This is a genomic window from Pseudomonas sp. RIT-PI-o (assembly GCF_001297215.1).
Lineage (GTDB): Bacteria > Pseudomonadota > Gammaproteobacteria > Pseudomonadales > Pseudomonadaceae > Aquipseudomonas > Aquipseudomonas moraviensis_A.
In genome coordinates, this window is record NZ_LHPA01000009.1 from 37,427 (window position 1) to 60,590 (window position 23,164).

Annotated in this window: 20 protein-coding genes; 8 read left to right on the top strand and 12 right to left on the bottom strand. The window is 59.8% G+C overall.

Going from position 1 to position 23,164, the window contains the following annotated elements; genetic code table 11:
• Nucleotides 1-289: 289 nt before the first annotated feature.
• The 6 genes from AEQ63_RS02200 to AEQ63_RS02225 all read right to left on the bottom strand — a co-directional run bounded on the left by AEQ63_RS02200 (nt 290) and on the right by AEQ63_RS02225 (nt 5,165).
• Nucleotides 290-1,087 (bottom strand): MetQ/NlpA family ABC transporter substrate-binding protein, encoded by a 798-nt coding sequence (locus AEQ63_RS02200; RefSeq protein ID WP_042608547.1) that lies wholly within the window; start codon nt 1,085-1,087, stop codon nt 290-292.
• Nucleotides 1,088-1,341: 254 nt separating this feature from the next.
• Nucleotides 1,342-2,262, bottom strand: a complete 921-nt coding sequence (locus AEQ63_RS02205) for a sigma 54-interacting transcriptional regulator (protein WP_064361615.1) — start codon at nt 2,260-2,262, stop codon at nt 1,342-1,344.
• A 51-nt stretch (nt 2,263-2,313) separates the two neighbouring features.
• Nucleotides 2,314-2,895: an alpha/beta hydrolase gene (locus AEQ63_RS02210; protein WP_064361616.1), complete on the bottom strand. Its 582-nt coding sequence runs from the start codon at nt 2,893-2,895 to the stop codon at nt 2,314-2,316.
• A gap of 286 nt (nt 2,896-3,181) precedes the next feature.
• Entirely contained in the window at nt 3,182-3,583 is a 402-nt protein-coding gene (locus AEQ63_RS02215; RefSeq protein WP_007972930.1) for an ExbD/TolR family protein, read from the bottom strand.
• 1 nt (nt 3,584) lies between these two features.
• Nucleotides 3,585-4,310, bottom strand: coding sequence for a MotA/TolQ/ExbB proton channel family protein (locus AEQ63_RS02220; RefSeq protein ID WP_042608544.1), 726 nt, complete (start codon nt 4,308-4,310; stop codon nt 3,585-3,587).
• A gap of 45 nt (nt 4,311-4,355) precedes the next feature.
• Nucleotides 4,356-5,165, bottom strand: coding sequence for an energy transducer TonB (locus tag AEQ63_RS02225; RefSeq protein WP_064361617.1), 810 nt, complete (start codon nt 5,163-5,165; stop codon nt 4,356-4,358).
• A gap of 382 nt (nt 5,166-5,547) precedes the next feature.
• On the opposite strand from AEQ63_RS02225, the gene AEQ63_RS27625 reads away from it, so the two are divergent.
• The gene (locus tag AEQ63_RS27625; protein ID WP_133247404.1) at nt 5,548-6,114 is read left to right on the top strand and encodes a hypothetical protein; all 567 of its coding nucleotides are present in this window, start codon (nt 5,548-5,550) and stop codon (nt 6,112-6,114) included.
• Nucleotides 6,115-6,274: 160 nt separating this feature from the next.
• Here AEQ63_RS27625 and AEQ63_RS02235 read toward each other — a convergent pair whose 3' ends face one another.
• A complete protein-coding gene (locus AEQ63_RS02235) occupies nt 6,275-8,635 on the bottom strand; it encodes a TonB-dependent receptor (RefSeq protein WP_064361619.1) in 2,361 nt (786 codons plus the stop codon).
• Nucleotides 8,636-8,800: 165 nt separating this feature from the next.
• Here AEQ63_RS02235 and AEQ63_RS02240 point away from each other — a divergent pair, with 165 nt between their 5' ends.
• Nucleotides 8,801-9,745: a LysR family transcriptional regulator gene (locus AEQ63_RS02240; RefSeq protein WP_042608540.1), complete on the top strand. Its 945-nt coding sequence runs from the start codon at nt 8,801-8,803 to the stop codon at nt 9,743-9,745.
• A 178-nt stretch (nt 9,746-9,923) separates the two neighbouring features.
• Entirely contained in the window at nt 9,924-11,540 is a 1,617-nt protein-coding gene (locus AEQ63_RS02245) for an alkaline phosphatase family protein (RefSeq protein WP_064361620.1), read from the top strand.
• Between the two features lie 197 nt (nt 11,541-11,737).
• Here the strand turns inward: AEQ63_RS02245 and AEQ63_RS02250 are convergent, their stop codons facing one another.
• The gene (locus AEQ63_RS02250; RefSeq protein WP_064361621.1) at nt 11,738-12,646 is read right to left on the bottom strand and encodes a TauD/TfdA dioxygenase family protein; all 909 of its coding nucleotides are present in this window, start codon (nt 12,644-12,646) and stop codon (nt 11,738-11,740) included.
• A 182-nt stretch (nt 12,647-12,828) separates the two neighbouring features.
• Here AEQ63_RS02250 and AEQ63_RS02255 point away from each other — a divergent pair, with 182 nt between their 5' ends.
• Nucleotides 12,829-13,749, top strand: coding sequence for a LysR family transcriptional regulator (locus AEQ63_RS02255; protein ID WP_064361622.1), 921 nt, complete (start codon nt 12,829-12,831; stop codon nt 13,747-13,749).
• Between the two features lie 101 nt (nt 13,750-13,850).
• Here AEQ63_RS02255 and AEQ63_RS02260 read toward each other — a convergent pair whose 3' ends face one another.
• Nucleotides 13,851-14,864, bottom strand: a complete 1,014-nt coding sequence (locus AEQ63_RS02260; RefSeq protein WP_064361623.1) for an ABC transporter substrate-binding protein — start codon at nt 14,862-14,864, stop codon at nt 13,851-13,853.
• Nucleotides 14,865-15,245: 381 nt separating this feature from the next.
• Here AEQ63_RS02260 and AEQ63_RS02265 point away from each other — a divergent pair, with 381 nt between their 5' ends.
• From AEQ63_RS02265 to AEQ63_RS02275, 3 genes are read left to right on the top strand one after another with little or no spacing between them, the layout of a single operon-like run.
• Nucleotides 15,246-16,844, top strand: a complete 1,599-nt coding sequence (locus tag AEQ63_RS02265; RefSeq protein ID WP_064361624.1) for an ABC transporter permease — start codon at nt 15,246-15,248, stop codon at nt 16,842-16,844.
• The gene (locus tag AEQ63_RS02270) at nt 16,841-17,656 is read left to right on the top strand and encodes an ABC transporter ATP-binding protein (protein WP_064361625.1); all 816 of its coding nucleotides are present in this window, start codon (nt 16,841-16,843) and stop codon (nt 17,654-17,656) included. Before AEQ63_RS02265 ends, AEQ63_RS02270 begins: the two co-directional genes overlap by 4 nt.
• Before the next feature lie 14 nt (nt 17,657-17,670).
• Nucleotides 17,671-19,281: an arylsulfatase gene (locus AEQ63_RS02275; RefSeq protein ID WP_064361626.1), complete on the top strand. Its 1,611-nt coding sequence runs from the start codon at nt 17,671-17,673 to the stop codon at nt 19,279-19,281.
• A gap of 176 nt (nt 19,282-19,457) precedes the next feature.
• On the opposite strand, the gene AEQ63_RS02280 is transcribed toward AEQ63_RS02275, so the two are convergent.
• Nucleotides 19,458-20,528 carry a fatty acid desaturase gene (locus AEQ63_RS02280; RefSeq protein WP_064361627.1) on the bottom strand — a complete coding sequence of 357 codons (1,071 nt, stop codon included), beginning with the start codon at nt 20,526-20,528 and terminating at the stop codon, nt 19,458-19,460.
• A 100-nt stretch (nt 20,529-20,628) separates the two neighbouring features.
• On the opposite strand from AEQ63_RS02280, the gene AEQ63_RS02285 reads away from it, so the two are divergent.
• The gene (locus AEQ63_RS02285; protein WP_042610181.1) at nt 20,629-21,633 is read left to right on the top strand and encodes an AraC family transcriptional regulator; all 1,005 of its coding nucleotides are present in this window, start codon (nt 20,629-20,631) and stop codon (nt 21,631-21,633) included.
• A gap of 3 nt (nt 21,634-21,636) precedes the next feature.
• On the opposite strand, the gene AEQ63_RS02290 is transcribed toward AEQ63_RS02285, so the two are convergent.
• Nucleotides 21,637-22,860 carry a type II toxin-antitoxin system HipA family toxin gene (locus tag AEQ63_RS02290; protein ID WP_064361628.1) on the bottom strand — a complete coding sequence of 408 codons (1,224 nt, stop codon included), beginning with the start codon at nt 22,858-22,860 and terminating at the stop codon, nt 21,637-21,639.
• Nucleotides 22,853-23,101, bottom strand: a complete 249-nt coding sequence (locus AEQ63_RS02295; RefSeq protein ID WP_064361629.1) for a helix-turn-helix domain-containing protein — start codon at nt 23,099-23,101, stop codon at nt 22,853-22,855. The genes AEQ63_RS02290 and AEQ63_RS02295 overlap by 8 nt, the downstream gene beginning before the upstream one ends.
• Nucleotides 23,102-23,164 lie beyond the last annotated feature (63 nt).

Sequence of the window (23,164 nt, forward strand, 5' to 3'; positions counted from 1 at the left end):
TGAAGACCACAGCGTAAATCAAAAGCCCCTCACCCCAGCCCTCTCCCCGAGGGAGAGGGGGCCGACCGCAGTGTCTTTCGTCGTACATCGACCTGAAGGACCGAGTCGACTATGGATTCAGCGACGCGCGATCAGGTCGGCGGACCTCTACAGCATCCCCCATTCAGTCCCCTCTCCCTCCGGGAGAGGGTTAGGGTGAGGGGCTTTTCAACGCACACACAAAAACGCCGATGCCCATCACTGGCCATCGGCGTTTTCACGTCTGAAGCGGATTCACTCAAGCGTCAGGTCAGAACGCCGGCAACACCGCGCCGCTGTACTTCTTCTCGATGAAGGCTTTGACTTCCGGGCTGGTCAGGGCCTTGGCCAGTTTCTGGATCGCGTCGCTGTTCTTGTTGTCCTCACGGGCCACCAGGAAGTTCACGTACGGCGAGTCAGCGCCTTCGATCACCAGCGCATCCTTGGTCGGGTTCAGCTTGGCTTCCAGGGCGTAGTTGGTGTTGATCATGTCCAGATCAACTTCTTTCAGTACGCGTGGCAGCAGGGCCGATTCCAGTTCCTTGAACTTGAAGTTGTGCGGGTTTTTGGCAATGTCCTTCGGCGTCGCCAAGGCGTTTTTCGGGTCTTTCAGTTCGATCAGGCCAGCCTTCTGCAGCAGGATCAGGGCACGGCCGCTGTTGCTGCCTTCGTTCGGGATGGCGATGGTAGCGCCGTCCGGCAGTTCAGCCAGGGTCTTGTACTTGCTCGAGTAGCCACCGAACGGTTCAACGTGGACACCCTGCACGGTCACCAGGTACTTGGATTTGTCGTCCTTGTATTTGCCCTGGTTGAAGCTGTTCAGGTACGGCAGGGTCTGGAAGTAGTTGGCGTCCAGACGCTTCTCGCCAACTTGTACGTTCGGTTGCACGTAGTCGGTGAAAACCTTGATTTCCAGATCCACGCCTTCTTTGGCCAGGGTCGGCTTGATCAGCTCGAGGATTTCAGCGTGTGGCACCGGCGTTGCGGCAACCACCAGTTTCTCGCCGGCGTTGGCGAAAGAAGCCGTGAGCGCAGCCGCCAATGCGGTAAACAACAGAACCTTTTTCATGCAGTGTCCTTATCGAAAATCACGGTCGTCATCGACGACGGCATTAATACGTGTGCCAGTGAAGTGATATCGCTGGCGTGAGGCGGACAATACCCGGATTTTTTATTCCCGGACAATAACGTTTATTCAGCTTCATATTCCATTTTGTTCATACAGCTCTACCTCAACTGTAGGAGCTGCCGAAGGCTGCGATCTTTTGATTTTCAAGGCTTTGAGACAGCTGAAGATCAAAAGATCGCAGCGTGCCGCAGCTCCTACCGGAGTTTGGCGTTCGCCAGAAGTTGCTTGAGCGCGGCTTGGTCAGCGGTGGAGCCGGTGGTCAGGATCTGTTTGATCTGGCTTTCGATCTGCGTCAGCACCGGCGGCAGGTTCAGATGCTCCGGCAGAATCTCGTCACCTGTGCTGACCAGCAGGGCGAAGTGAATGACGTTTTCCAGCTCGCGGGTGTTGCCCGGCCAGCTGTGTTGTTCGAGCACATGCTGCGCGGCTTCGCTGATCAGTGGCACGGGCAGGTCGAGACGCTGGCTGTAGATGCCGAGGAAATACTCGGCGAGCGAGAGGATGTCGCCGGTGCGCGCGCGCAATGCCGGCAGCTCCAGATGACCCTCGCTGAGGTAGTGATAGAGCCGCTCGTGGAATTTTCCGGCGTCCACGGCCTGGGCCAGATCAATACTGGTCGCGGCGACCAGGCGCACATCCACCGGGCTCGGCTGATGTGCACCGACGCGGGTGACTTCGTGGTTTTCCAGGGCCGCGAGCAACTTGATCTGGATCGGCAGTGGCAGGTCGCCGATCTCATCCAGGTACAAGGTGCCGCCATTGGCCGAACCGAACCAGCCGGCGCGACTGCTGGCCGCGCCGCTGTAGCTGCCGGCGGCGTAGCCGAACAGTTCGGCATCGGCGTAGGTCGGGCTGATCGCGCCGCAGTTCACCGAAACGAACAGACCGCTGCGGTCGCTGGCGCGATGGATGTGCCGGGCCAGCAGCTCTTTACCGGTGCCAGTCTCGCCGCGGATCAACACCGAGATCGAACGTGGTGCCAGTTGTTCGAGTTCTTCACGCAATTGCCGCGAGCGCGGATCGACAAACACCAGCGCTTTGGCGCGAATGCTCAGGGGGCTTTTTTCCGCATCGGGAAAGGTCAGCAAGGGCTGACCGAAGGTTTCGAAACTCATGGCAGGCTCCCGCCCAAAACCGCCAGCCGACGGGGGCGTTGAAAAATAAGGTCAGGCGCGACGGCGGGCGTGGTGTTCAAGGCGGTTTTGCAGGCGATAGAGATAGGCAAAACCCTGCTCCCAACGCTGATGCCCGGACTTGACGTTGATGTGCCCGGCCCCAGCGAGAATCCCCGCCTCCGCGCCCCAATTGCGCGCCAGCTCCAAAGCGCGCGGCGCACTGACGGCGGCGTCGTTGTCGGAGCTGACGACCTGGCTGGGGAACGGCAACAGGTCCGTCGGAATCGGTGCGAAGTTGCGCAGTGCCGGCGCGCAGGCAGGACGCTCGACATCGGCCGGCGCGACCAGCAACGCCCCGCGCACCTGACGCAGGTATTGCAACGGCGCCGTCGCCGCCCAGTGGGCGACCGTGATGCAGCCGAGGCTGTGAGCAATCAAAATCACCGGCGTGCTGTCGGCAGCAACCGCTTCGGCCAGCGCGGCGACCCAGTCCTCACGGCGCGGTGTCAGCCAATCGGCCTGTTCGACCCGCGCACTGTTCGGCAGGCTGTTCTGCCAATGGCTTTGCCAATGATCTTCTGGCGATCCTTGCCAGCCCGGCACAATCAGGTAACGGATTGATTCGTTGCGCATGGGGAGCTCTCCTGCGTCGTGTCTGTTCTGGGTCGAGTATAGGGAGAGGAGTTATATTCGTTAAGGAATAAGAAGCTATTTATTAAGACCCATAATGCATATGGCGCATTAAGTCTGTGGGAGCGAGCCTGCTCGCGAATACGGTGCATCAGTCGACGAAGATGTTGTGGCGAATGGCGCCTTCGCGAGCAGGCTCGCTCCCACATTGGAGGGTGTCGTGGGCAAAAAATGCATAAAAAAAGGGCCGCACCCTGCCAAGGAAACGGCCCCGGAAAAACAACATCTGTCACCGCGCAGTGATCACCGACAATTTGGTAATCCCTGCCCGTTCGATCGAAGCCATGGCTCGCGCCACTTCGCCGTAGTTCACCCCGTCGTCGGCCTGCAATTGCACGCGCACTTCCGGGTCCTTGGCCTTGGCCGACTTCAGGTTGAATTCGAGCAAGTCAGGCTGGATCTCGTCCTTGTTGATGAACAGCTTGCCGGCGCCGTCGATGCTCACCACCAGCGGATCCTTCTGCTCGACCGGCGCCACCGCTTCGGTCTTCGGCAGGTTGATCGGTATCGCGTTGGTCAGCAGTGGCGCGGTGACGATGAAGACCACCAGCAGCACCAGCATCACGTCCACCAGTGGCGTCACGTTGATTTCGCTGAGCACCTCGTCCGTGTCTTGCGTAGAGAAGGCCATGTCAGGACGCCTCCTTCACTTTTGCCGCGTTGCCCGGCGTCGCCACCTTGTGCGCGGTCGGGTGGATCAGTACGCGGAATGCACTCTTCTGCGCCAGGCTGTAGAAGTCGTGGGCGAAGTCATCCAGATCCGCCGCGGTCAATTTCAGACGCCGCAGAAAGTAGTTGTAAACCAGCACCGCCGGCACCGCGACGGCGATCCCCACACCGGTCGCGACCAGTGCCGCGCCAATCGGGCCTGCCACCGTTTCCAGGCTTGCCGAACCGGCAGCGCTGATGCCTTTCAAGGCCTCCATGATTCCCCACACCGTGCCGAACAGACCAATGAACGGCGAGGTGCTGCCAATACTTGCGACCACCGCCAGACCGGTTTCCAGCGAGCGCCGTTCACGCACGATCTGCTGGCGCAGGGCGCGCTCGAGGCGATCCTGATGGTTGATCGCCTGGCTCAGATCATTCGCCTGCGGCGCCTCGCCCACCTGGATTGCCGCGTAACCGGCCTGCGCCACCCGTGCGGCGGCACCGGGCTGGGTTTCGCTCAACTCGGCGGCGGCATCCAGACTCGACGCCGCCCAGAAACGTTTATGAAAGCGCCGATCCTGCGCCTTCAGACGGCCGAACTGCACAGCCTTGAGCAGCGCCAAGCCCCAAGTGGCGACGGAAAAAACCACCAGCAGCCAGATCACCGCGCTTTCGATGGATTCCAGTGGAGATGCCAGTAACGTCATGATGTGTTCCCTCGTGTAAACATTTCGCGCGAATTTGGTTTCGGTTTAATGAATCTTGAAATCGATGGGCACGCTGACCCAGCCGTCCTGAGCAACATCACCCTGCTTGGCCGGAACGAAACTCCAGCGCTTTACAGCGTTGAGCGCTGCGTCGTCGAGCTGCTGCCGGCCACTGCTTTTGGCAATCTGGATCTCGCCCGGTTTGCCGCTGGCCAACACGTGCACCCGTAACAGCACCGTGCCTTCCCAACCGCGACGCTGGGCCAGCGACGGATATTCCGGTGCCGGATTTTTGAGATACGCAGCGTTGGCTGACGCCGGGGTAACAGGCGCAGGTGCCGGTGGCGCAGGAGGCGCTGGCGCGGCGACCGGGGCTGCCGGTTTCGCTGGTGCTGGCGCCTGCTCTACCGGCTTGGGCGCAGGTTTGGGCGGAGGTTTCACCACCGGTTTGGGTTTGGGAATCGGCTTGGGCGGCGGCGGTTTGACCGCTAATTCGTCTTCCACTGGCGGCGGCGGTTCGACCACTGGCGCCGGCGGCGGCGGCACCACAACCGGCGGCGCTGGCGGAGCCGGACGCGAAAACTCGATGGTCATCGGCGGAATTTCCGGCGGTACCACCGGGAGCACTGGCGTCGGTTTCTGGCTGACCCAATAAATCACCACGCCGTGCACGACCAACGCGAGCACACCGAGCAGAAGGGTTTCGCGCCGGCTCAAAATACCCTTGGGTGCACGCTGTAAACGCAACTGCCCCAACGGCACACGGTGCGGCCGGCCAAGATCGACCAGTTCGCCGCTCGGCGTTTGCCGCCACAGCAATTCCCCTGCGCTGGCGGCGGTCTGGACATTGCCCATTGTTCAACTCCCTGCGGTCTTTTGCGTTCGGCTGTTGATCCGCCGGTTAAATCTCTACGGCGATCAATGAGCTAATAATTAAGCCAAGTGCTTATCTCGGAAAGTAATTTTTAACGCCATGGATATGCCCAAAAAGAATATTAAATTCGCAGCATGCTCGCTAACCCTCGATTTACGCAGGCTGTAGCTGCCCGCTATAACGCAACATGCGTTTTAGGCATTCAAAATATTCGCTAAGGGCATCAATAACCAAGATCGGCGAAAACGCGCTTTTTTATTACGAAGGAATCTTGTAGATCTTAAAATCCTGTAATTTCTGACAGTAGCGAGCTCCTTGGCTTTGTTATCAAATCAAAGCGGCCATAAATCTACGGAGATCGTCATGAAAACTGGAATTTTGTGTATTGCGCTTGCCGCCTTATTACCGCTTACAGTTCAGGCAGAAGAAAGGAATAAAACGCCGTATCTAAGCACTGAGTTCAAAAACGGCTTCAGGTCGGGAACAGTTTATGCTCGAGTGTACGGACAGCCTGAGACGTCGATAGCCCCAGGAGAGAGCTATAGTGTTAACGCACTTCCAACAGCGGGAGGTTTATTCAACCCTCCCCAGAACCCGCCTTCACCGGGATATGTGTCAGTCTCAATGAAAACCGAGCCTGAAAAGCTCTACGTCGTTTTTTCAGACTCCGCCCCCTCCGCCACTGAGAAAACCGGTAAAAGGGAAAACAAAGTTACCTCGACTCCCGATTTTGAAGTCACTAATGATGGTGGTTCGCCGATTGTCGTTCAGAAGACCACGTCAGGGGTCTGGACAGAGATCCCGTCAGGCCAGAGAGAGATTTTCAGCAACATGGACAGTTCCGGTTTTTTCCTAAAAGGAATCATGCCTGTTATTCAGATCGAACAGCAGAAATGCGCAGTTCAATACTGTTTGCGCGTTCTGAAATAGCCCTTTATTTAGCCACAGGAATTGGTGGTCATAATTATTGTCATGCCGTTAAAGCCACTTGAACGAGGGGTATCGGTGAGGTTGTGGGTTGAAGCTGGATAAAACTTCATAGGTTCACATCTGATGACAAAACTGGATAGCTTGTCATCAGATGCGTTCGTCAGAAGTCGTAACGACCGGTAACGCCGAGGGTTCGCGGCGTGCCAAGCAAGCCTTCATAGCCGCCGTTGCCGCCCGTCCACAGGGTCGTGTAGTAGGTTTTGTCGAAGGCGTTTTTCAGCCACAGCGAAACATCCCACTGGCCCTGATTGAAATCGCCGCGCAGGCCGGTGGAGAGGTTGACCACCGCGTAACTGGGGATCTGCCCGTAGTCGGAATCCTCGACCGTGCCCACCGCTTTGGAGCGGAACGCATAGCTGCCAGTAACGTAGGGCTCGAAGCCGTTATCCAGATTCCATTTGTATTCGCCGTTGGCGTTGCCGATCCATTTCGACGCGCCGACCACTTGATGGCCGCTGAGATCGCAGGAGGCCGGTGCACCCGGGGCCTGGCTGACTTCCGGCGGGCACGGTGCATCTTTGTAGGAGAGGTAGCTGACGTCGTTGTACGAGCCGTTGAAATTCAGCGTCAGGCCACGTAGCGGCACCACGGTGCTTTCGAACTCGATGCCGCGCGAGCGTACCGAGCCGGCGTTGGTCAGGTATTGCACGCGGTTGGCGGCGTCATAGGCGTTGGTCTGGTAGGCGTTGACCTGGGTCCAGAACACGTTGGCGTTGAGTTGCAGGCGGTGATCCCACAGCGTGCTTTTGAAACCGAGTTCGGCGTTGTTCGCGCGCTCGGTGCCGATCAATAGCGAGTCGGCGCCAGCGGTCGGCGCAGAGCCGACCGCGAGGTTGACCCCGCCGGATTTTTCGCCGTGGGACAGCGTGGCGTAACCGAGCACGTCATCTGTGATGCGATAGCTCAGGTTGAGCAGTCCGGAGGGGCTGGAGCTGTACTGATTCAAGTCTCCGGAATCGTAGACGCCGGCACGCCCGCGACGCGCATTGGCTCCCGCGCCCGCCACCGCCACGCCACCGAGCGGCGCGTTGCGGCTGACCGAGGCGTTTTTCTCTTCGTAGGTGCCACGCACCCCGGCGGTGAAATCCAGGCGTTCGCTCAGGTGCCAGGTGCCTTGGGCGAACAGGGCGAAACTGTCGGTCTTGATATGCCCCTTGCCGACGCTGGTGACATTGGCCAGGGCGCCGGCCGGGGTGCCGTTCCAGATGTCGGCCTGCGGGCCGTAATAGGCGAAGGATTTGTTGTCCAGATCCGAGCCGAAATAGTAGGCACCGACCACGTAATCGAAGAACTCGCCCTTGGGCGAGGCCAGGCGAAATTCCTGCGAGTACTGTTTGTCTTCCACCGACACGCCGGCGTTGTAACTGGCCGGCACGTTGAGGCCGTCGTCATTGCGCGGGGTGAAATTCCAAAAGCGGTACGAGCTGACCGACGTCAGGGTAAAGTCGCTCGGCAACGTCCAATTGGCCTCCACCGAAGTGCCGCCCTGATGCACGGTGACGTGTTGGTCGTTGTCGAGATTGACCTTACGGTGCCGACCGTTGACCAGCGTCGCCCCGGCCGCGCTGGCCCGCGATTCATACAGGTTGACGCCGTTGATCGTTGGCCCGGTGTTGTACAGCACGCGGGTACCGGCGCTGGAATCTTCTTCGTTGTAATCGCCGATCCAGCGCAGATTGAAATCTTCATTGGGCTTGAACAACAGCTGGGCGCGAAAGCCTTCGCGCGAGCCGCCGTTAAGGTCGTGGCCGTCGTATTCGTTCTTGATGTCGCCGTCACTGCGCGTGCGGTAAGCAGAAAAGCGCCCGGCCAACTGATCATTGAGCGGCCCGGAAATGGTGCCCTTGGTCTGGAAATAACCGTCCTCGCCGACCGAGGTTTCGATGCTGCGCTCAGGCGTGAATGACGGCGCGCGGGTGCTGATGTTGATGACCCCGGCGGTGGTGTTCTTGCCGAACAGCGTGCCCTGCGGCCCACGCAGAACTTCGAGCTGCTCGATGTCCATCAGATCGAACACCGCCATCCCCGGACGGCCCAGATAGACGTTGTCGATGTACAGACCAACGCTGCCTTCAAGGCCATCACTGGCCGGGTTGTTGCCCAGACCGCGGATCGACACGCTGGACTGGCGCGCATGCATGTAGGCGACGTTGACGCTGGGCACCAGTTGCTGCAAATCCTGAATACGGTAGACCCGCTGCGTCTCCAGATTCTGCCCGCTGACCACGCTCATCGGCGTTGGCACATCTTGCGAGCTTTCTTCGCGGCGGCGGGTGGTGACGGTCACCGTTTCCAGCTGCGAACCGCTGGCCGCCGCTTTGCCTGCCGGGACCGGCGCCGGGGCTTCCGATTCGGCGGCATAACCGTGAGTCCAACTGGCGCTGCCGGCCAGCAACAGCGCCAAAGGCAGGCGTTTGAGCCGTCGTGGTGATGGGGGTGACGCGAGGTTCAACGGACTCATGGCGCGGCTCCTGGTCAAAAAACACACAGACATCTTCAGTACTGCATATTCTTTTCAGTTATTTATTTATGGATTTACAAATATTTACTGCATAAGAGATTGCCTTTATAAGGAGTCGACCTAATGCATATCCAATGCATTTCCCGGATATTTTTTATGTGAAAAATGCATATCGACTTGCGCCAACTTCGTCACTTCATTGCCCTAGCTGAACAACGCAGCTTCGTCGCTGGCGCGCAGGCGGTGAACCTGTCGCAGTCGGCATTCAGCCGTAGCATTCAGGCGCTGGAACACAGCGTCGGCTGCCAGTTGGTCGACCGTGGGCGCAAGGAATTGCCGCCGACCAAACAGGGCCAGGTCCTGCTTGAACATGCGCGGCGGCTGGTCAGCGGTGCGCAGCAGATGGCCAACGAGATCAGCCAGTTCAACGGCCTCGAAGCAGGAGAATTGCGCTTTGGTTGCGGGCCGGCGCCGGCGGCCGGATTGATCCCGCGAGCGATCGGCGCCTTCATCGGTCGCTACCCGAAAGCACGGGTGCAATTTCAGGTCGATGACTGGCAAAGCCTGAGCAAACGCCTGCTCAGCGAAGAGTTCGAGTTTTTCGTCGCCGACACCCGGCAGTTCGAGGCGGATCCGGATTACCAGACCCACCGCTTGCGCGCGCGCAAATGGCATTTCTGCTGCCGCGCCGGGCATCCATTGACGGCGTTTGAACGGATCACCGCCGAGCAGTTGCTGAGTTATCCACTTGCGGTCAGCATCCGCCCGCCGAACCTGCGCAAGGTCATCGTCGACCTCAGCGGTCGCCCGGATTTCACCCCGAATGTGGAATGCGAAAACGGCTCGAGTCTGTTGAGCGTGGTGCTGCGATCGGAGGCGATCGGGATTGTCGGGGCGTACTCCGATGCGCTGCATCTGGCCAAGGGTGAGCTGGTCTGTCTGAAGATCGAAGGTCTCGCCGATGATCTGGAGGAGCTGTATACCCGCTATGGGATTGTCAGCCGCGCCGGGTATCGGTTGTCACCGTTGGCCGAAGCGATGATCGAGCAGATCAAGGCGATTGATGCGGTGGATGATGAGGTGTGTTCGCTGGAGAATTTTGCTGTCTGAGCTGCCCCTTCGCGAGCAGGCTCGCTCCCACAGGAATTACGCATTTCAAATGTGCGAGCGAGCCTGCTCGCGAAGAGGCTGATGCAATCCCTGCATAAACCCCATTCCCCAAATGCACTTGCCGAACACCCCCACCGACGGCGAAAACCCTCACCTGTCCCACTGACCGGTGAACCCCATGCCCACCCCGCCCAACCCCGTGCGCAACGTGCTGTACATCATGTGCGATCAACTGCGCCGCGATTACCTGTCCTGCTACGGCCACCCACATCTGCACACACCGAACATTGATCGCCTTGCCGCCGAAGGCGTGCGTTTCAGCCGTGCCTACACCCAGGGCACGATCTGCGGCCCGTCGCGGATGTCGGCCTATACCGGGCGCTATGTCAGCAGTCATCAAGTGGCATGGAATGCGGTGCCATTGCCGCTGGATGAACTGACGATCGGCGATTACCTGCGGCCTCACGGCATTCGCACTGCACTGGTCGGCAAGACCCACGCCACGGCCAATGTCGATGCCTTGCAGCGCCTGGCGATCAATCCGCAAAGCGCGCAAGCCGAGTTGCTCAATGAGGTCGGCTTCGAACCGTACCTGCGCCACGACGGCATCTACCCCGACGATCCTTTATTCGACGACAAGCGCGAATCCGCGCCCTACACCCACTATCTGCGCGAACACGGCTTCGACGGCCGCAATCCCTGGCACGACTGGGCGAACGCCGCCGAAGGCGAGAACGGTGAAATTCTCAGTGGCTGGAAAATGCGTCATGCGAATTTGCCAGCACGAATTCCCGAGCAACACTCCGAGACTGTCTACACTACCAATCGCGCCATCGACTTCATCGCTGAGCAAGGCAAGAAATCCTGGTGTTTACACCTCTCGTACATCAAACCCCACTGGCCCTACATCGTACCGGCGCCATACCACGCCTTGTACAGTACGAAATCGATTCTCGAACCGGTCCGCGCATCGCCCTCTGAAGCCAGCAAACACCCCGTATATGCTGCCTTTCGTCAACATGAGGAAAGCCTCAACTTTTCCCGCGATTCAGTACGATTGAATGTAATCCCCACCTACATGGGCTTGATCAAGCAGGTGGACGATCAGTTGGGGCGGCTGTTCGATTTTCTGCAGAGCAACGGGCGCTGGGATGACACGTTGATCGTGTTCACCAGCGATCACGGCGACTTCCTTGGCGATCATTGGCTGGGCGAGAAGGAGTTTCTGCTCGAGCAGGCGGTGGGCGTGCCACTGATCGTGCGTGACCCTCGGCCGGCGGCGGATGTCACCCGTGGCACTGTCGATGATCGCTTGGCGGAAACCATTGATGGGTTGCCGACATTTCTTCAAGCGCTGGGATTACCGGGCGCGGAACATCGGCTCGAAGGGCGTTCACTGATCCCGCTGCTGCACGGAGAAAATCCCGATTGGCGCCGCTATGCGATCAGCGAGTACGACTACGCCTTTCAGGCACCGGCGCGGGAACGACTGGACCAACCGATCGACCGTTGCCGCATGACCATGGTGCGCAGCGAGCGCTGGAAATACCTGGCGTACGACGGCTTTCGAGCGCAGCTGTTTGATCTGTTGAATGACCCGCAGGAACTGCGTGATCTGGGGGATGACCCGGCGTACGCGGCGGTGCGCGAGGAGCATGCGGGGTATCTGTTTGAGTGGGTGCGCGGCCTGAAGCGGCGTACGACCATCAGCCATCAGGAGATCGACTTGCGCGGGCAGCGGTTTCGTTATGGAGAGCCGGAAAGCGAGAAGGTGGTTCAGATTGGGGTTTGGTAGCATCAAGAGCCCCTCACCCTAACCCTCTCCCAAAGGGAGAGGGGACTGATTGGGGGATATTCAGAAGCTGCATCGACATGAAAGTCATGTACCGAACCAATGATCGGCTCGGTCTTTCAGGTCGACGTACAACGCAAGACAACTCGGTCGGCTCCCTCTCCCTCCGGGAGAGGGCTGGGGTGAGGGGCTTTTGATCTTCAGTCACGCCCTTTGATGGTCTGACTACGCTGCCCCGAAGCCCCGACTGGCACCTCGCCCTTGAGCGTCACACGGCGCACCACGCGATCCTGGGTGCCGTAATCATCAATCGCGTAATGCTGCGTCGAGCGGTTGTCCCAGATCGCCACATCACCGGCCTGCCAGCGCCAGCGCACGGTGTTTTCCTGGCGGATCACATGGCTTTGCAACAAGCCGAACAGGTGCGCCGAATCTGCCTGCGAATAGCCTTTGATGCGTTTGACGAAATGCCCCAGCAGCAGGCTCTTTTCGCCGCTGATCGGATGCACTCGCACCACCGGATGCTCGGTCTCGTAAACGGTCGAGGTGAAGACTTTGCGATAGCGCTCCAGTTTTTCCGCAGAGACGTCCGGCTTCGCCCCGGCATAGTCGTACTCATTGCTGTGCACGGCGGTGAGCTTGTCGGCCAGTTCACGCAGCTCGATCGGCAAGCCGCTGTATGCCGTTGCGGTGTTGGCCCACAGCGTATCGCCGCCGTATGCCGGGGCGACCACCGAGCGCAGGATCGAGGCTTTCGGGTAGGCGTCGACGAACGTCACGTCGGTGTGCCAGGAATTGGCGCGCTGACCTTCGGCGCCGTCCAGCTCAAGCAGATATCGAGTGCCCTCGCGTACCGGCACGGTGGGGTGCGCTACCGGCTCGCCGAGCAGATGAGCGAAGGCTTCCTGACGCTGATCGTCGAGCTGAGTCTGTTCGCGGAAAAACAGCACTTTGTAGTCAACCAGCGCCTGCTGGATTGCTTCGACGGTGGCGGCATCCAGCTCCCCGGACAGGTGCACGCCGCGGATTTCCGCACCGATACGCCCGGCTACGGGGTGAATTTCCAACGCGTGAGAAACGGGTTTTACGGCGAGTGCGGCATTGCTCATGGGACGACCCTCATCGACGGTTTGCGATTTTGCCGGCAGCGAAACAACGCTCTATCTATATTCCATTTACATCTAATAGATATTCACATGCTTCGTTGACGGAATAAGAGCTTGCATTTAAAACCTCAAGCAACCCTCGTCGCAAATGCCTTCGAGCTATTTTTAGGATGCCGGAAAAGCATATGGATCTTCGCCAGTTGCGCTACTTCATCGCCCTCAACGAACACCGCAGTTTTGTCCGCGCGGCAGACGCCATGGGCATCACTCAACCGGCGTTCAGCCGCAGCATTCAGGGGCTGGAGCAAGAGTTCGGCTGCGTGCTGGTGGATCGCGGCAACAAGGATCTGCGTCCGACTCCGGAGGGCCAGGTAGTGCTGCAACACGCCCTGAGCCTGGTGCAGGGGGCGGCATTGCTCAGCGCTGAAGTGACGCAGATGACCAAGCTCGACGCCGGCGAAGTGCACTTCGGCTGCGGCCCGGCGCCGGCGGTTAAACTGGTGCCGGACGCGGTGGCGCAATTCATCAATGCGCACCCGAAAGTGCGCACCTGTTTTCAGGTGGATAACTGGGAAAAGCTCAGCCGTGCGCTGAGCCGCGAAGAGATCGAATTCTTCATCGCCGACATTCGCCATTTCGAGTCCGATCCGAATTTCCAGACCCAACCGCTGACACCCAAGCGCGGCGTATTTTTCTGCCGCCCGGGACATCCGTTGTTGGCCAAGGAAAGTCTGTCGACCAACGACATGTTCGACTACCCGCTGGCCGCCACGCTGATTCCACCGGGCATTCGCAAGCTGCTGGCGAACCTCAGCGGACGCATCGATTTCTCACCGACCATCGAGACCGAACATTTCCCGGCGCTGGTGAAAGTGGTGCTGCAATCCAATGCAATCGGTGTCGGCACGGAGGAGGCGTTTGTCGAAGATGTCGCCAAGGGGGCGCTGGTACTGCTGCACTGGCGCAACCTGCCGCAGAACCTGGAGAGCATGAACGCGCGCTGCGGCATCGTCAGCCGTACCGGGTTTCGGCTGTCGCCAGCGGCCAGGGCGATGATCGAGACGCTGGTGGCGGTGGATCGGCAGGATGTCAGCGTCGCTGTCTGAAACCCCTTCGCGAGCAGGCTCGCTCCCACACTGGAACTATGCACATATCCAAATGTGGGAGCGAGCCTGCTCGCGAAGAGTTCAGCGAAGACGCTGGAGATCTAAAGCTTGGCGGCTGAGAGCTCAGGCGCCACCCAATCACTGACCTTGAACGGCTTGCGGATCAGCCTCTGCTGCGCCGCCAGGTCGACCTTGTCCTGCAGGCCACTGAGAAACACCGGATCCAGGGTCGATGGGAAAATTTCGCTCAGATTCTGATCTTTCAGATCCTGAGTAAGGATCACCGGCGGATAACTCGCCAGCCCCGATACCAGTTGCACATAGGCGTCCTTGTTGCTGTCCTGAGTCAGCCACTCGACCGCCTGCTGCTGCGCCTTGAGCAGTTTCGCGATGACTTCAGGATGTGCGTCGACAAACTTGCCGTTGCCGAGCAGGACCGCCTGAACGCTGCCAGCGCCGCCAAGGTCCTTGGTGTTCAGCGGCAATTCCGCCAGGCCTTTGGCTTGCAAGGCACTCAGGGCGGAGCTGCCCCACGATGCATCGATCTGCCTGGCCGCGAGTGCCGAGACCGCGGCGTTGAAATCCAGATTGATGACCTTCACGTCCTTCTCGCTCAGCCCCTGACTGGCCAGCGCCGCATCGAACGACAGCTGCGTCGCCGTACCGCGGAAGATCGCCACGCGCTTGCCCTTGAGATCCTGCAGGGTCTTGATCCCCGAGCCGGGCACCACGCCGAGGTATTGCTTGACCCCACGCGCCGTGGCGCTGAGCAGGCGCGTGTCCAGACCATTGGACTTGCCGATGATCGCGGCGAGATCGCCGAGATAGGCCAGATCGACCTGACCGTTGGCAAACGCCTCATTGATCACCGGCCCGGCGCCCTTGAAGAAACTCCACTGGATCTTGATGCCCTGCTCGGCGAAAGCCTTTTCGAAGATCTGTTGATCACGCAGCACATCGACTACGCCGCCACCGCTGTGCTGCGTACCGGCACTGAGATCGGGCACGGCGATGCGGATTTCCCTGAGCTCCTCGGCCTGGGCGCTGAGCGTGAGAAAGCCTGCAAGCGCCGGGGCGGCCAACAGACTGATGAGACGTTTGAACGGAAGGTTCATGGATGCGGCTCCTTGATCGCTGAGGAGCCGAAAGTAGGCTGAATGCACACCTTCACTTAAATACTATAAATGCACATTTTTATATCTATATGAGCTAAGCGAGAGCGAATGCGGCTTGCAGCGCGATATGCATCAACAGCATCGAAAATATTCTTCGAATGCATTGGATGCGTACGGGCTGTAAGCCTTAAATGGCTTCGCTTATCTCCAAATTGATATTTTTCTCGTTGGCTTATAACTATTTTAGTGTGGCTAATACCGCTAAAGATCGCAGCCTTCGGCAGCTCCTACAGGGGAATGCGATCCATGCAGGAGCTGCCGAAGGCTGCGATCTTCTGGTCTTGACCCGCTCTTGATGCAACCCGACAACGGAGGTCACCCATGGCCCGTCAATCCCTGCTCAGCCTGCCGCTGGCCGCGCCGCCACTGAAAAGCCGCCGTTCCTGGCCCAGTCTGCATCAACGTCTGCTGCCCTGGCTGTTGCCCGTCAGCGTGTTCGTCCTGTGGTGGCTGGCCGCGCGCAACCAGTGGATGAGCGAGCAGATCCTGCCGGCACCATCGCTGGTGTGGAGCAGTGCCGTGGAACTGGCGCAAGGCGAGTTGTGGAGCCATTTGTGGATCAGCCTGCAACGGTTGTTCTGGGGTTTGCTGGCAGGCGTTTCGGCCGGCGCGGTGCTCGGCGCCGCACTGGGTTTCAGCCGACGCCTGGGGCGACTGATCTTCCCGACTTTCGCCGGACTTGCACAGGTGCCGACGCTGGCATGGATTCCGCTGTTCATGGTGTTTTTCGGCATCGGCGAAGTGCTGAAACTGGTGGTGCTGATCAAAGCCATCGTCGTGCCGGTTACCCTGCACACGCTGGTCGGCGTGCGCGATGCGCAACCGAAACTGCGCGAAGCCGCCGCCGTGTTGCGCTTGCCGCCACTTCTGCTGATTCGGCGTCTGGTGCTCCCAGCGGCGCTGCCGGCATTCATGGCCGGTGTGCGCCTGGCACTCGCCGCCGGCTGGACCTCGTTGCTGGCCGTCGAGCTGCTGGCCTCCAGTGAAGGCATCGGCTATCTGATGGTCTGGGCGCGGCAGCTGTTCATGCTCGACATCGTGTTCGTGTGCATCGTGATCATCGGTCTGATCGGCGTGGCCATGGATCGCGGCATCGGTCTGCTCGACCGCAAACTGGTGCACTGGCCACACCCGGCCACCGCACACATCACTCGCGGCCCACGCTATCAAGGCTGGCAACGCCTGCAACCGTGGCTGCTGCCGCTGGGGTTGCTGGCGCTGTGGCAACTGGCCAATGATCAACAGTGGGTCGACGCGAGCATTCTCGTCAGCCCTGCGGCTGTGCTGAGCACGGCATGCGACGGACTGCTCGACGGCACGCTGGTCAACGGCATGGCGCTGAGCCTGAGCCGCACCCTCGGCGGTTTGCTGATCGGTGGCGGACTCGGTTTCGCCCTGGGCTTGCTGCTCGGCCTGTCGCGTCTCAGTGAACGCCTGCTCGGCCCGACATTCGCCGCACTGCGGCAGATCGCGATTTTCGCCTGGGTGCCACTGCTCACTGCATGGTTCGGCCTCGGCGAACTGGCCAAGTGGGTGTTCGTCGCCCTCGCCGCGTTTTTCCCGCTGTTCATCGCCACCCAGCGCAGCGTCGCCAACCTGTCGCCGCAACTCAACGAAGCCGCGCAAGTGCTGCGCCTGAACCTCGGCCAGCGGCTGCGCCGACTGGTGCTGCCAGGCGCTGCGCCGGGGATTTTCGCCGGGCTGCGACTGAGCCTGATCTACGCCTGGCTGGGCACCATCGGCGCCGAATATTTCATGCCGTCTAATGGCGGCATCGGCAGCCAGATGATCGGCGCGCAACAGCTGCTGCGCATGGACCTGATCATGGCCGGCATGCTGCTGGTCGGCCTTACTGGCGCCCTGCTCAACCTGATCGGCCAACGCCTGGAAATTCGCGCGACCCGCTGGAGACACGCATGAACGCACCGATTGTCAGCTTCAACCACGTAGGCAAATCCTTCGCCGTCAACGGTTTCGAACTGGAGGCGATCCGTGAATTCAACCTGGACATCGCCGAGGGCGAATTTGTCGCCATTGTCGGTTCCAGCGGCTGTGGCAAATCCACCCTGCTGCGTTTACTGGTCGGCCTCGACACCGAGTTTCGCGGCCAGATCAGCGTCGACGGCAAAGCTGTCAGCGGCATCGGCGGCGAGCGCGGCATCGTCTTTCAGGAACATCGCCTGTTCCCATGGCTGACGGTCGCCGACAACATCGGCCTGGGCCTGGTCAACGAACCGCTGAGCGGGGCGCAGAAACAACAGCGCATCAAGGATTTCATCGAGCTGGTCGGCCTCAGCGATTTCACCGAGGCCTATCCGCATCAGCTTTCTGGGGGCATGGCCCAGCGCGTGGCGATTGCCCGCGGCCTCGTCGCCAGCCCACGCATCCTGCTGCTCGACGAACCATTCGGTGCCCTCGATGCGCTGACCCGTCAGCAAATGCAGGACGAGCTGTTGGCGATCCGCGAACGGGCAAGGATCACCACGATTCTGGTGACCCACGATGTCGAGGAAGCGATTTTTCTTGCCGACCGCGTGGTGGTGATGGAGCCGCGTCCGGGGCGGATCAAGCAAGTGGTCGACATCGCCTTGCCGCACCCGCGCCAGCGCAGCGGTTACGACTTCCATCAGTTGCGCGAAGAACTGCTGCACGAATTGACCAGTGATGACCACTACCAACCGAGCGCACCGGTGCAGATCCGCGATCTGCCGCTGACGTTCATTGCCTGCTGAACAGGAGTTTCGCGATGCCGCAACGTCCCAACTTTCTGGTGATTCTGGCCGACGATCTGGGCTTTTCCGATATCGGTGCGTTCGGCGGCGAAATCGCTACGCCGAACCTCGATGCACTGGCCGACAACGGCCTGCGCCTGACTGATTTTCACACTGCGCCGACCTGCTCGCCGACGCGTTCGATGCTGCTGACCGGCACCGATCACCACATCGCCGGCATCGGCACCATGGCCGAAGCGTTGACTCCGGAACTGATCGGCAAACCCGGCTACGAGGGCTACCTCAATGACCGCGTCGTCGCCTTGCCCGAGCTGCTGCGCGAGGCCGGGTATCAGACCTTGATGAGCGGCAAATGGCATCTGGGTCTGAAGGCCGAACTGGCGCCCCATGCGCGCGGCTTCGAGCGATCATTTTCGCTGTTGCCGGGCGCCGCCAATCACTATGGGTTCGAGCCGACCTACGATGAGCAAACGCCCGGGCTGCTGAAATCCACCCCGGCGCTGTACATCGAAGACGATCAGTTTCTGGACGAGTTGCCGAATGATTTCTATTCCTCCGACGCCTTCGGCGACAAGTTGCTGCAGTACCTCAAGGAACGCGATCAGACCCGGCCGTTTTTCGCCTATCTGCCGTTCTCCGCACCGCACTGGCCGCTGCAGGCGCCCGCCGAGATCGTTGAGAAATACCGTGGCCGCTATGATGCCGGCCCGGAAGTGCTGCGCCTCGAACGCCTGGAAAAACTCAAGGCGCTGGGCCTGATCGAGGCTGACGTCGAGCCGCATCCGCTGATTCAACTCAGCGCACAGTGGGACGCCTTGAGCGACGAGCAAAAGCAGATTTCCGCACGTGCCATGGAGGTCTACGCGGCGATGGTCGAGCGCATGGACTGGAACATCGGCCGTGTGGTCGATTATTTGCGCCAGCAGGGCCAACTCGATAACACCTTCATCCTGTTCATGTCCGATAACGGTGCAGAAGGCGCGCTGCTGGAAGCGTTCCCCAAGTTCGGTCCGGAGTTGATGACCTACCTGAACCAGCATTACGACAACAGCCTCGACAACATCGGCCGGGCCAATTCCTACGTCTGGTACGGGCCGAACTGGGCACAGGTGGCGACCGCGCCGTCGCGGTTGTTCAAAGCGTTTACCACCGAGGGCGGGATCCGCGTGCCGGCGCTGCTGTACTATCCGCAACTGCCGCTCAAAGGGCAGATCAGCCATGGTTTCGGCACGGTGATGGACATCACCCCGACCATCCTCGATCTGGCTGGCGTGCGGCATCCGGGCAAACAGTGGAAAGGCAAAGCCGTGGCGCCACTGCGCGGTAAATCGTGGCTGGGCTTTTTGTCCGGCGAGACCACGCAGGTGCATGACGAACACACCGTGACGGGTTGGGAATTGTTCGGACGCCGGGCAATTCGCCAAGGGTCGTGGAAAGCGGTGTGGATCCCCGGGCCGGTGGGGCCGGCGACCTGGCAGCTCTATGATCTGGCGAGCGATCCGGGGGAGATTCATGACCTGGCATTGAGTCAGCCGCAGAAACTCACTGACCTGATCGGGCATTGGCAGCGGTATGTCGAGGAGACCGGAGTGATCCTCAGTGCTTCGCCGTTTCAGCCGGATTGAAGCAAGATCAAGAGCCCCTCACCCCAGCCCTCTCCCAGAGGGAGAGGGGGAAAGGGAGCAGATCTTCATGCTTTTCAAACCCGAGTTCGGCACGGAATTTCAGGTCGATGTATCAAGCCTAAACACCTCGATCAGTCCCCTCTCCCCCCGGGAGAGGGTTAGGGTGAGGGCATCTGTCAGGCCTCCACCACTTCCCCGGACACCACCTCTTCGTCCCTGCGCACAAACCGGTTCGCCCGGCCAAACGTGCCGAAATCATTGAAGCGCACGCCCATCTCGCGCATTACCTTATGCGCCACCGGCACCGTCATCTGGCGAATGTAAAACGGCTCCTTTACCACGAAATGATGAATCCCGTGACTGCTGCCGAAGTTGAAGCAAAACGCCTGCAACGGCCACAGCCACCACGGGTTCAGCACCTGACATTGCTGCAGCACATTGCCCGGTTCGACGTCACCGTAGTAATGCATGTTCGAGCTGATGAAATGCAGGCAAAAAGTGCGCAGCACGTTCGGGCCGATGATCACCACGGCGGCAATATCGATCACCTGCATTACCGAAAGCGTGGTGGCCGACCACTCGATTGGCGAGCCCAGCCAATAGGCGATGCCGTTCGCCGCATGAAAGCCGAGAAACACATACCACGCGCCCCAGTGCAGCAGCGCCAGCGGTGCGTAGACCTTGAGCACGCGTTTGCCGATGCTCAGCTTGTGCGCCCAGGTTTTGGCCCGCAGCAGGCGGATGAACGCCGACATGAGGTTGTCGCCCACCATCAACAGCCGCGCAAATCCCCAAGGCTCACCGTTGGTGATCGCACGCTCTTCCATGTCGGCTTCGGTGCCGGACACCTTGTGGTGGTTGAGGTGCAGATGACGGCGGATCCACGGGTTGATCGTGCTCGGCCGCGCCAGCCAGACCAGACCCATCATCAGGTTGTGCGGCACGCGCTGTTTGCGGAAATACATGCTGTGGATCAGGTCGTGCTCAAGCTCATGGGTCAACGAGGCGAAAAACCCGTTGAGCAGCAGGCACACCCACCAGGCCATATGGCCGGTGATGTACAGCGCCGCTGATCCAATCATCCCGGCCAGCGCGAACGCCAGAATCCCCACGCCCAGAGCATCCTGATGCTGGAGAATCGGGTAGCGCTCACGCAACTCCACACCTTTGGCCAGCACCACCTGGCGAATACGCGCCGAGCGCTGCGCCGCATTCAGTCGTTCAGGGCTTGCAGAAGTACCGTCCATGCTTCCATCCTCCGGTCTAAGATGTGTGCATCGTGCCTCGCCGGGGCTTGAACCGCGCTAGCCAAGAACGCCAACCTGTTGACCGGACGCGCCAATCAGCATGAAGGAACCGACCTCCCTCGCCAGCTGGACCCGTGCCCTGCGCAAGCAACTCGACGCGCTGGGCCTGGACAGCCTCGCCCTGTGCCAGCAGGCCGGGCTCGACCCGACGCTGATGGACGACCCTAACGCGCGTTATCCGCTGTCCGGCACCACGCGTTTGTGGGCACTCGCGGTTGAGGCTAGCGGCGATCCGGCGCTGGGCTTGCGCGTGTCGCGCTTCGTCAGCCCGACCACGTTCCACGCGCTCGGTTATGCACTGGTGGCCAGCGGCAGTTTGCGCGAGGTGTTCGAGCGCATCGTGCGTTATCACCCGGTGGTCAGCGATGCGCTGGAGCTGGAACTGAGCCGCCGCGAAGACCGCTATCAATTCCGCCTGAAAATCCCCTCAGGCAACCCGGCTCCGGCCTTCGAAGCCATCGACGCCTTCGCGGCGATCTACGTGCGCACCTGCCGCAATCGTCTCGGCCGTGACTATGCACCGCTGGCGGTGTATTTGCGCCGCCCGGAACCGCACGACGCCCAGCAATGGCACAAAGTCCTCCGCGCGCCAGTGTATTTTTCCGCCGCCGAAGACCGCCTGGAGTTCGCCCTCAGCGACTTCGACAGCCACCTCGATGACGCCAACCCGGAACTGGCCGAACACAACGAAGCCGTACTCAAACGCACCCTCGCCCAGCTCAAACCGCTGACCTGGGAACGCAAAGTGCGCGATGCCATTGAAGAACAATTGCCCGAAGGCGAACCGAGCGCCGAACGCATCGCCCAGGCCTTGCACCTGAGCCTGCGCAGCCTGCAACGGCATCTTGCCGACGAAGGGTGTCGCTTCGACACCCTGCTCAACGAAAGCCGTGAAAACCTCGCGCTGCTGCACCTGCGCGATCCACAGTGTTCGTTGAGTGAAGTCAGCTATCTGCTGGGCTTCGCCGACACCAGCAGCTTCAGCCGCGCGTTCAAGCGCTGGACGGGGATGACCCCGGGGCAGTTTCGGGATCAGTTGCGCTGAGTTTCAACTGTTGCGCAGGCTGCGCGCCAGACCGGCCGACCATTGTTCGATCATTGCAGCGCCCACCTCTGCGAAGGCAGGATGATTTGCGCTGTACTCCGCCATTTCGCCCAGCGCTTGCTGTACACCCTGCGCGACCATTTGCAGTAACTGGTTGCAACGCGCTTCACTTAGATTGCAGGCCGTACGACCAAACCTGGTAAGCATTTTATGCTTGGGCCACGCCTTCGAACCGCCCAACAGCAGTGCCATACTATCGCTCTTGATGTACACCGACGTGGTGATGATGTCGTACGCCGGAGCCAGCCTGACCAATGCGCGCTCGCCACAATCCTCATAGAGCACACCAAAGTTTTTCAGGTGGGCATCGCCGTTTTTCAATGCCGCCGATAAAGCGACAATCTTGAAGAAAGCTTCCAGTGCGTGCTTGAGTAATGAGGGCGAAACAAACGCCTTGATCTGCCGTGCGACTCCTTCGTAAGAGCCATCGTATTTGGCCTTCGACGGCCAGCCGTTGAGCGCGCAAAAGTCTTCGAAACCGAGGTATCCGGTGTCGCTCAAGTCAAAACGCTCGAGGACGAGAAATTTGCCATGCTCGCTGAGTTCGAAATGCGGCACGTCGAGGCCACAAAGTTGCGCAGCGCGCAGGCAGAAATATTCGTTGGTTGCCAGCTCGGGATACTCTTCGGCACGGAAGGCTTTGACCAGATGAGTCGAGCCTCGGTGCGTCAGTCGGTCTATTGCAGCGGCACTGTCACGCACCAATACTTTGGGCTGCACGCCTGAAACCCCGGAATACTGCCCGTAAGTCTGCAAAAGATCCTCGAACAAACCTTGCGCACCGTCATGAACCAACAACTCAGCGAGCGAGGTTTCAGGTGGACGATCAGTTGTCGATGCGCTCGCGATCGAAAGACGCCCGAGTTGATGCGGGCCGACGATACTTAGTAAAGCGAAGTCATCGAAGCCGCGCACGGCTTTGCTGAAACGCCGGACCAACTCATCGCGCAACGCACCTTCAGGAAGATTCATCTCGAATATCGGATGAATGCCGCGTTCACAACCATAACTTTCCAGGCGTGTCGGCATGGTCAGCGAAACGGCATTTTCATCAATCGCATCGTCCCGATAGCTGAACACGCTGTCGACATCTGCGTGCCCGCGCCCCAATCTTCCAACCTCATGGCCGCCGACGCAGACCTGCAAGCGGTCCAATGCCTCAGCCATGGAAGTTCACCTTGCGCAGCGTGTCGAGTGTCGGCCGTCGAGAGGCGCGGGGGATTGCGGCCAATTCGTAGCCGAATCCGTTAAGAATGGCTTCGACTTTACGCAGACCGATTTCCGAGATTGTGTTGTTTTCAATCCCCGAGATTGTTGCGCGGCTCATGCCGTATTGCTGCGCCAAAGCTTGCTGGGACAGCTTTTCAGCCTTACGCAAGCTTCTGATCAACTCGCCAATTTTTTCCATCACCGCCTCAAATGCATTGTTTACAATGCAAATCCACCAAAAAAATTTAATTGCATCATAAAC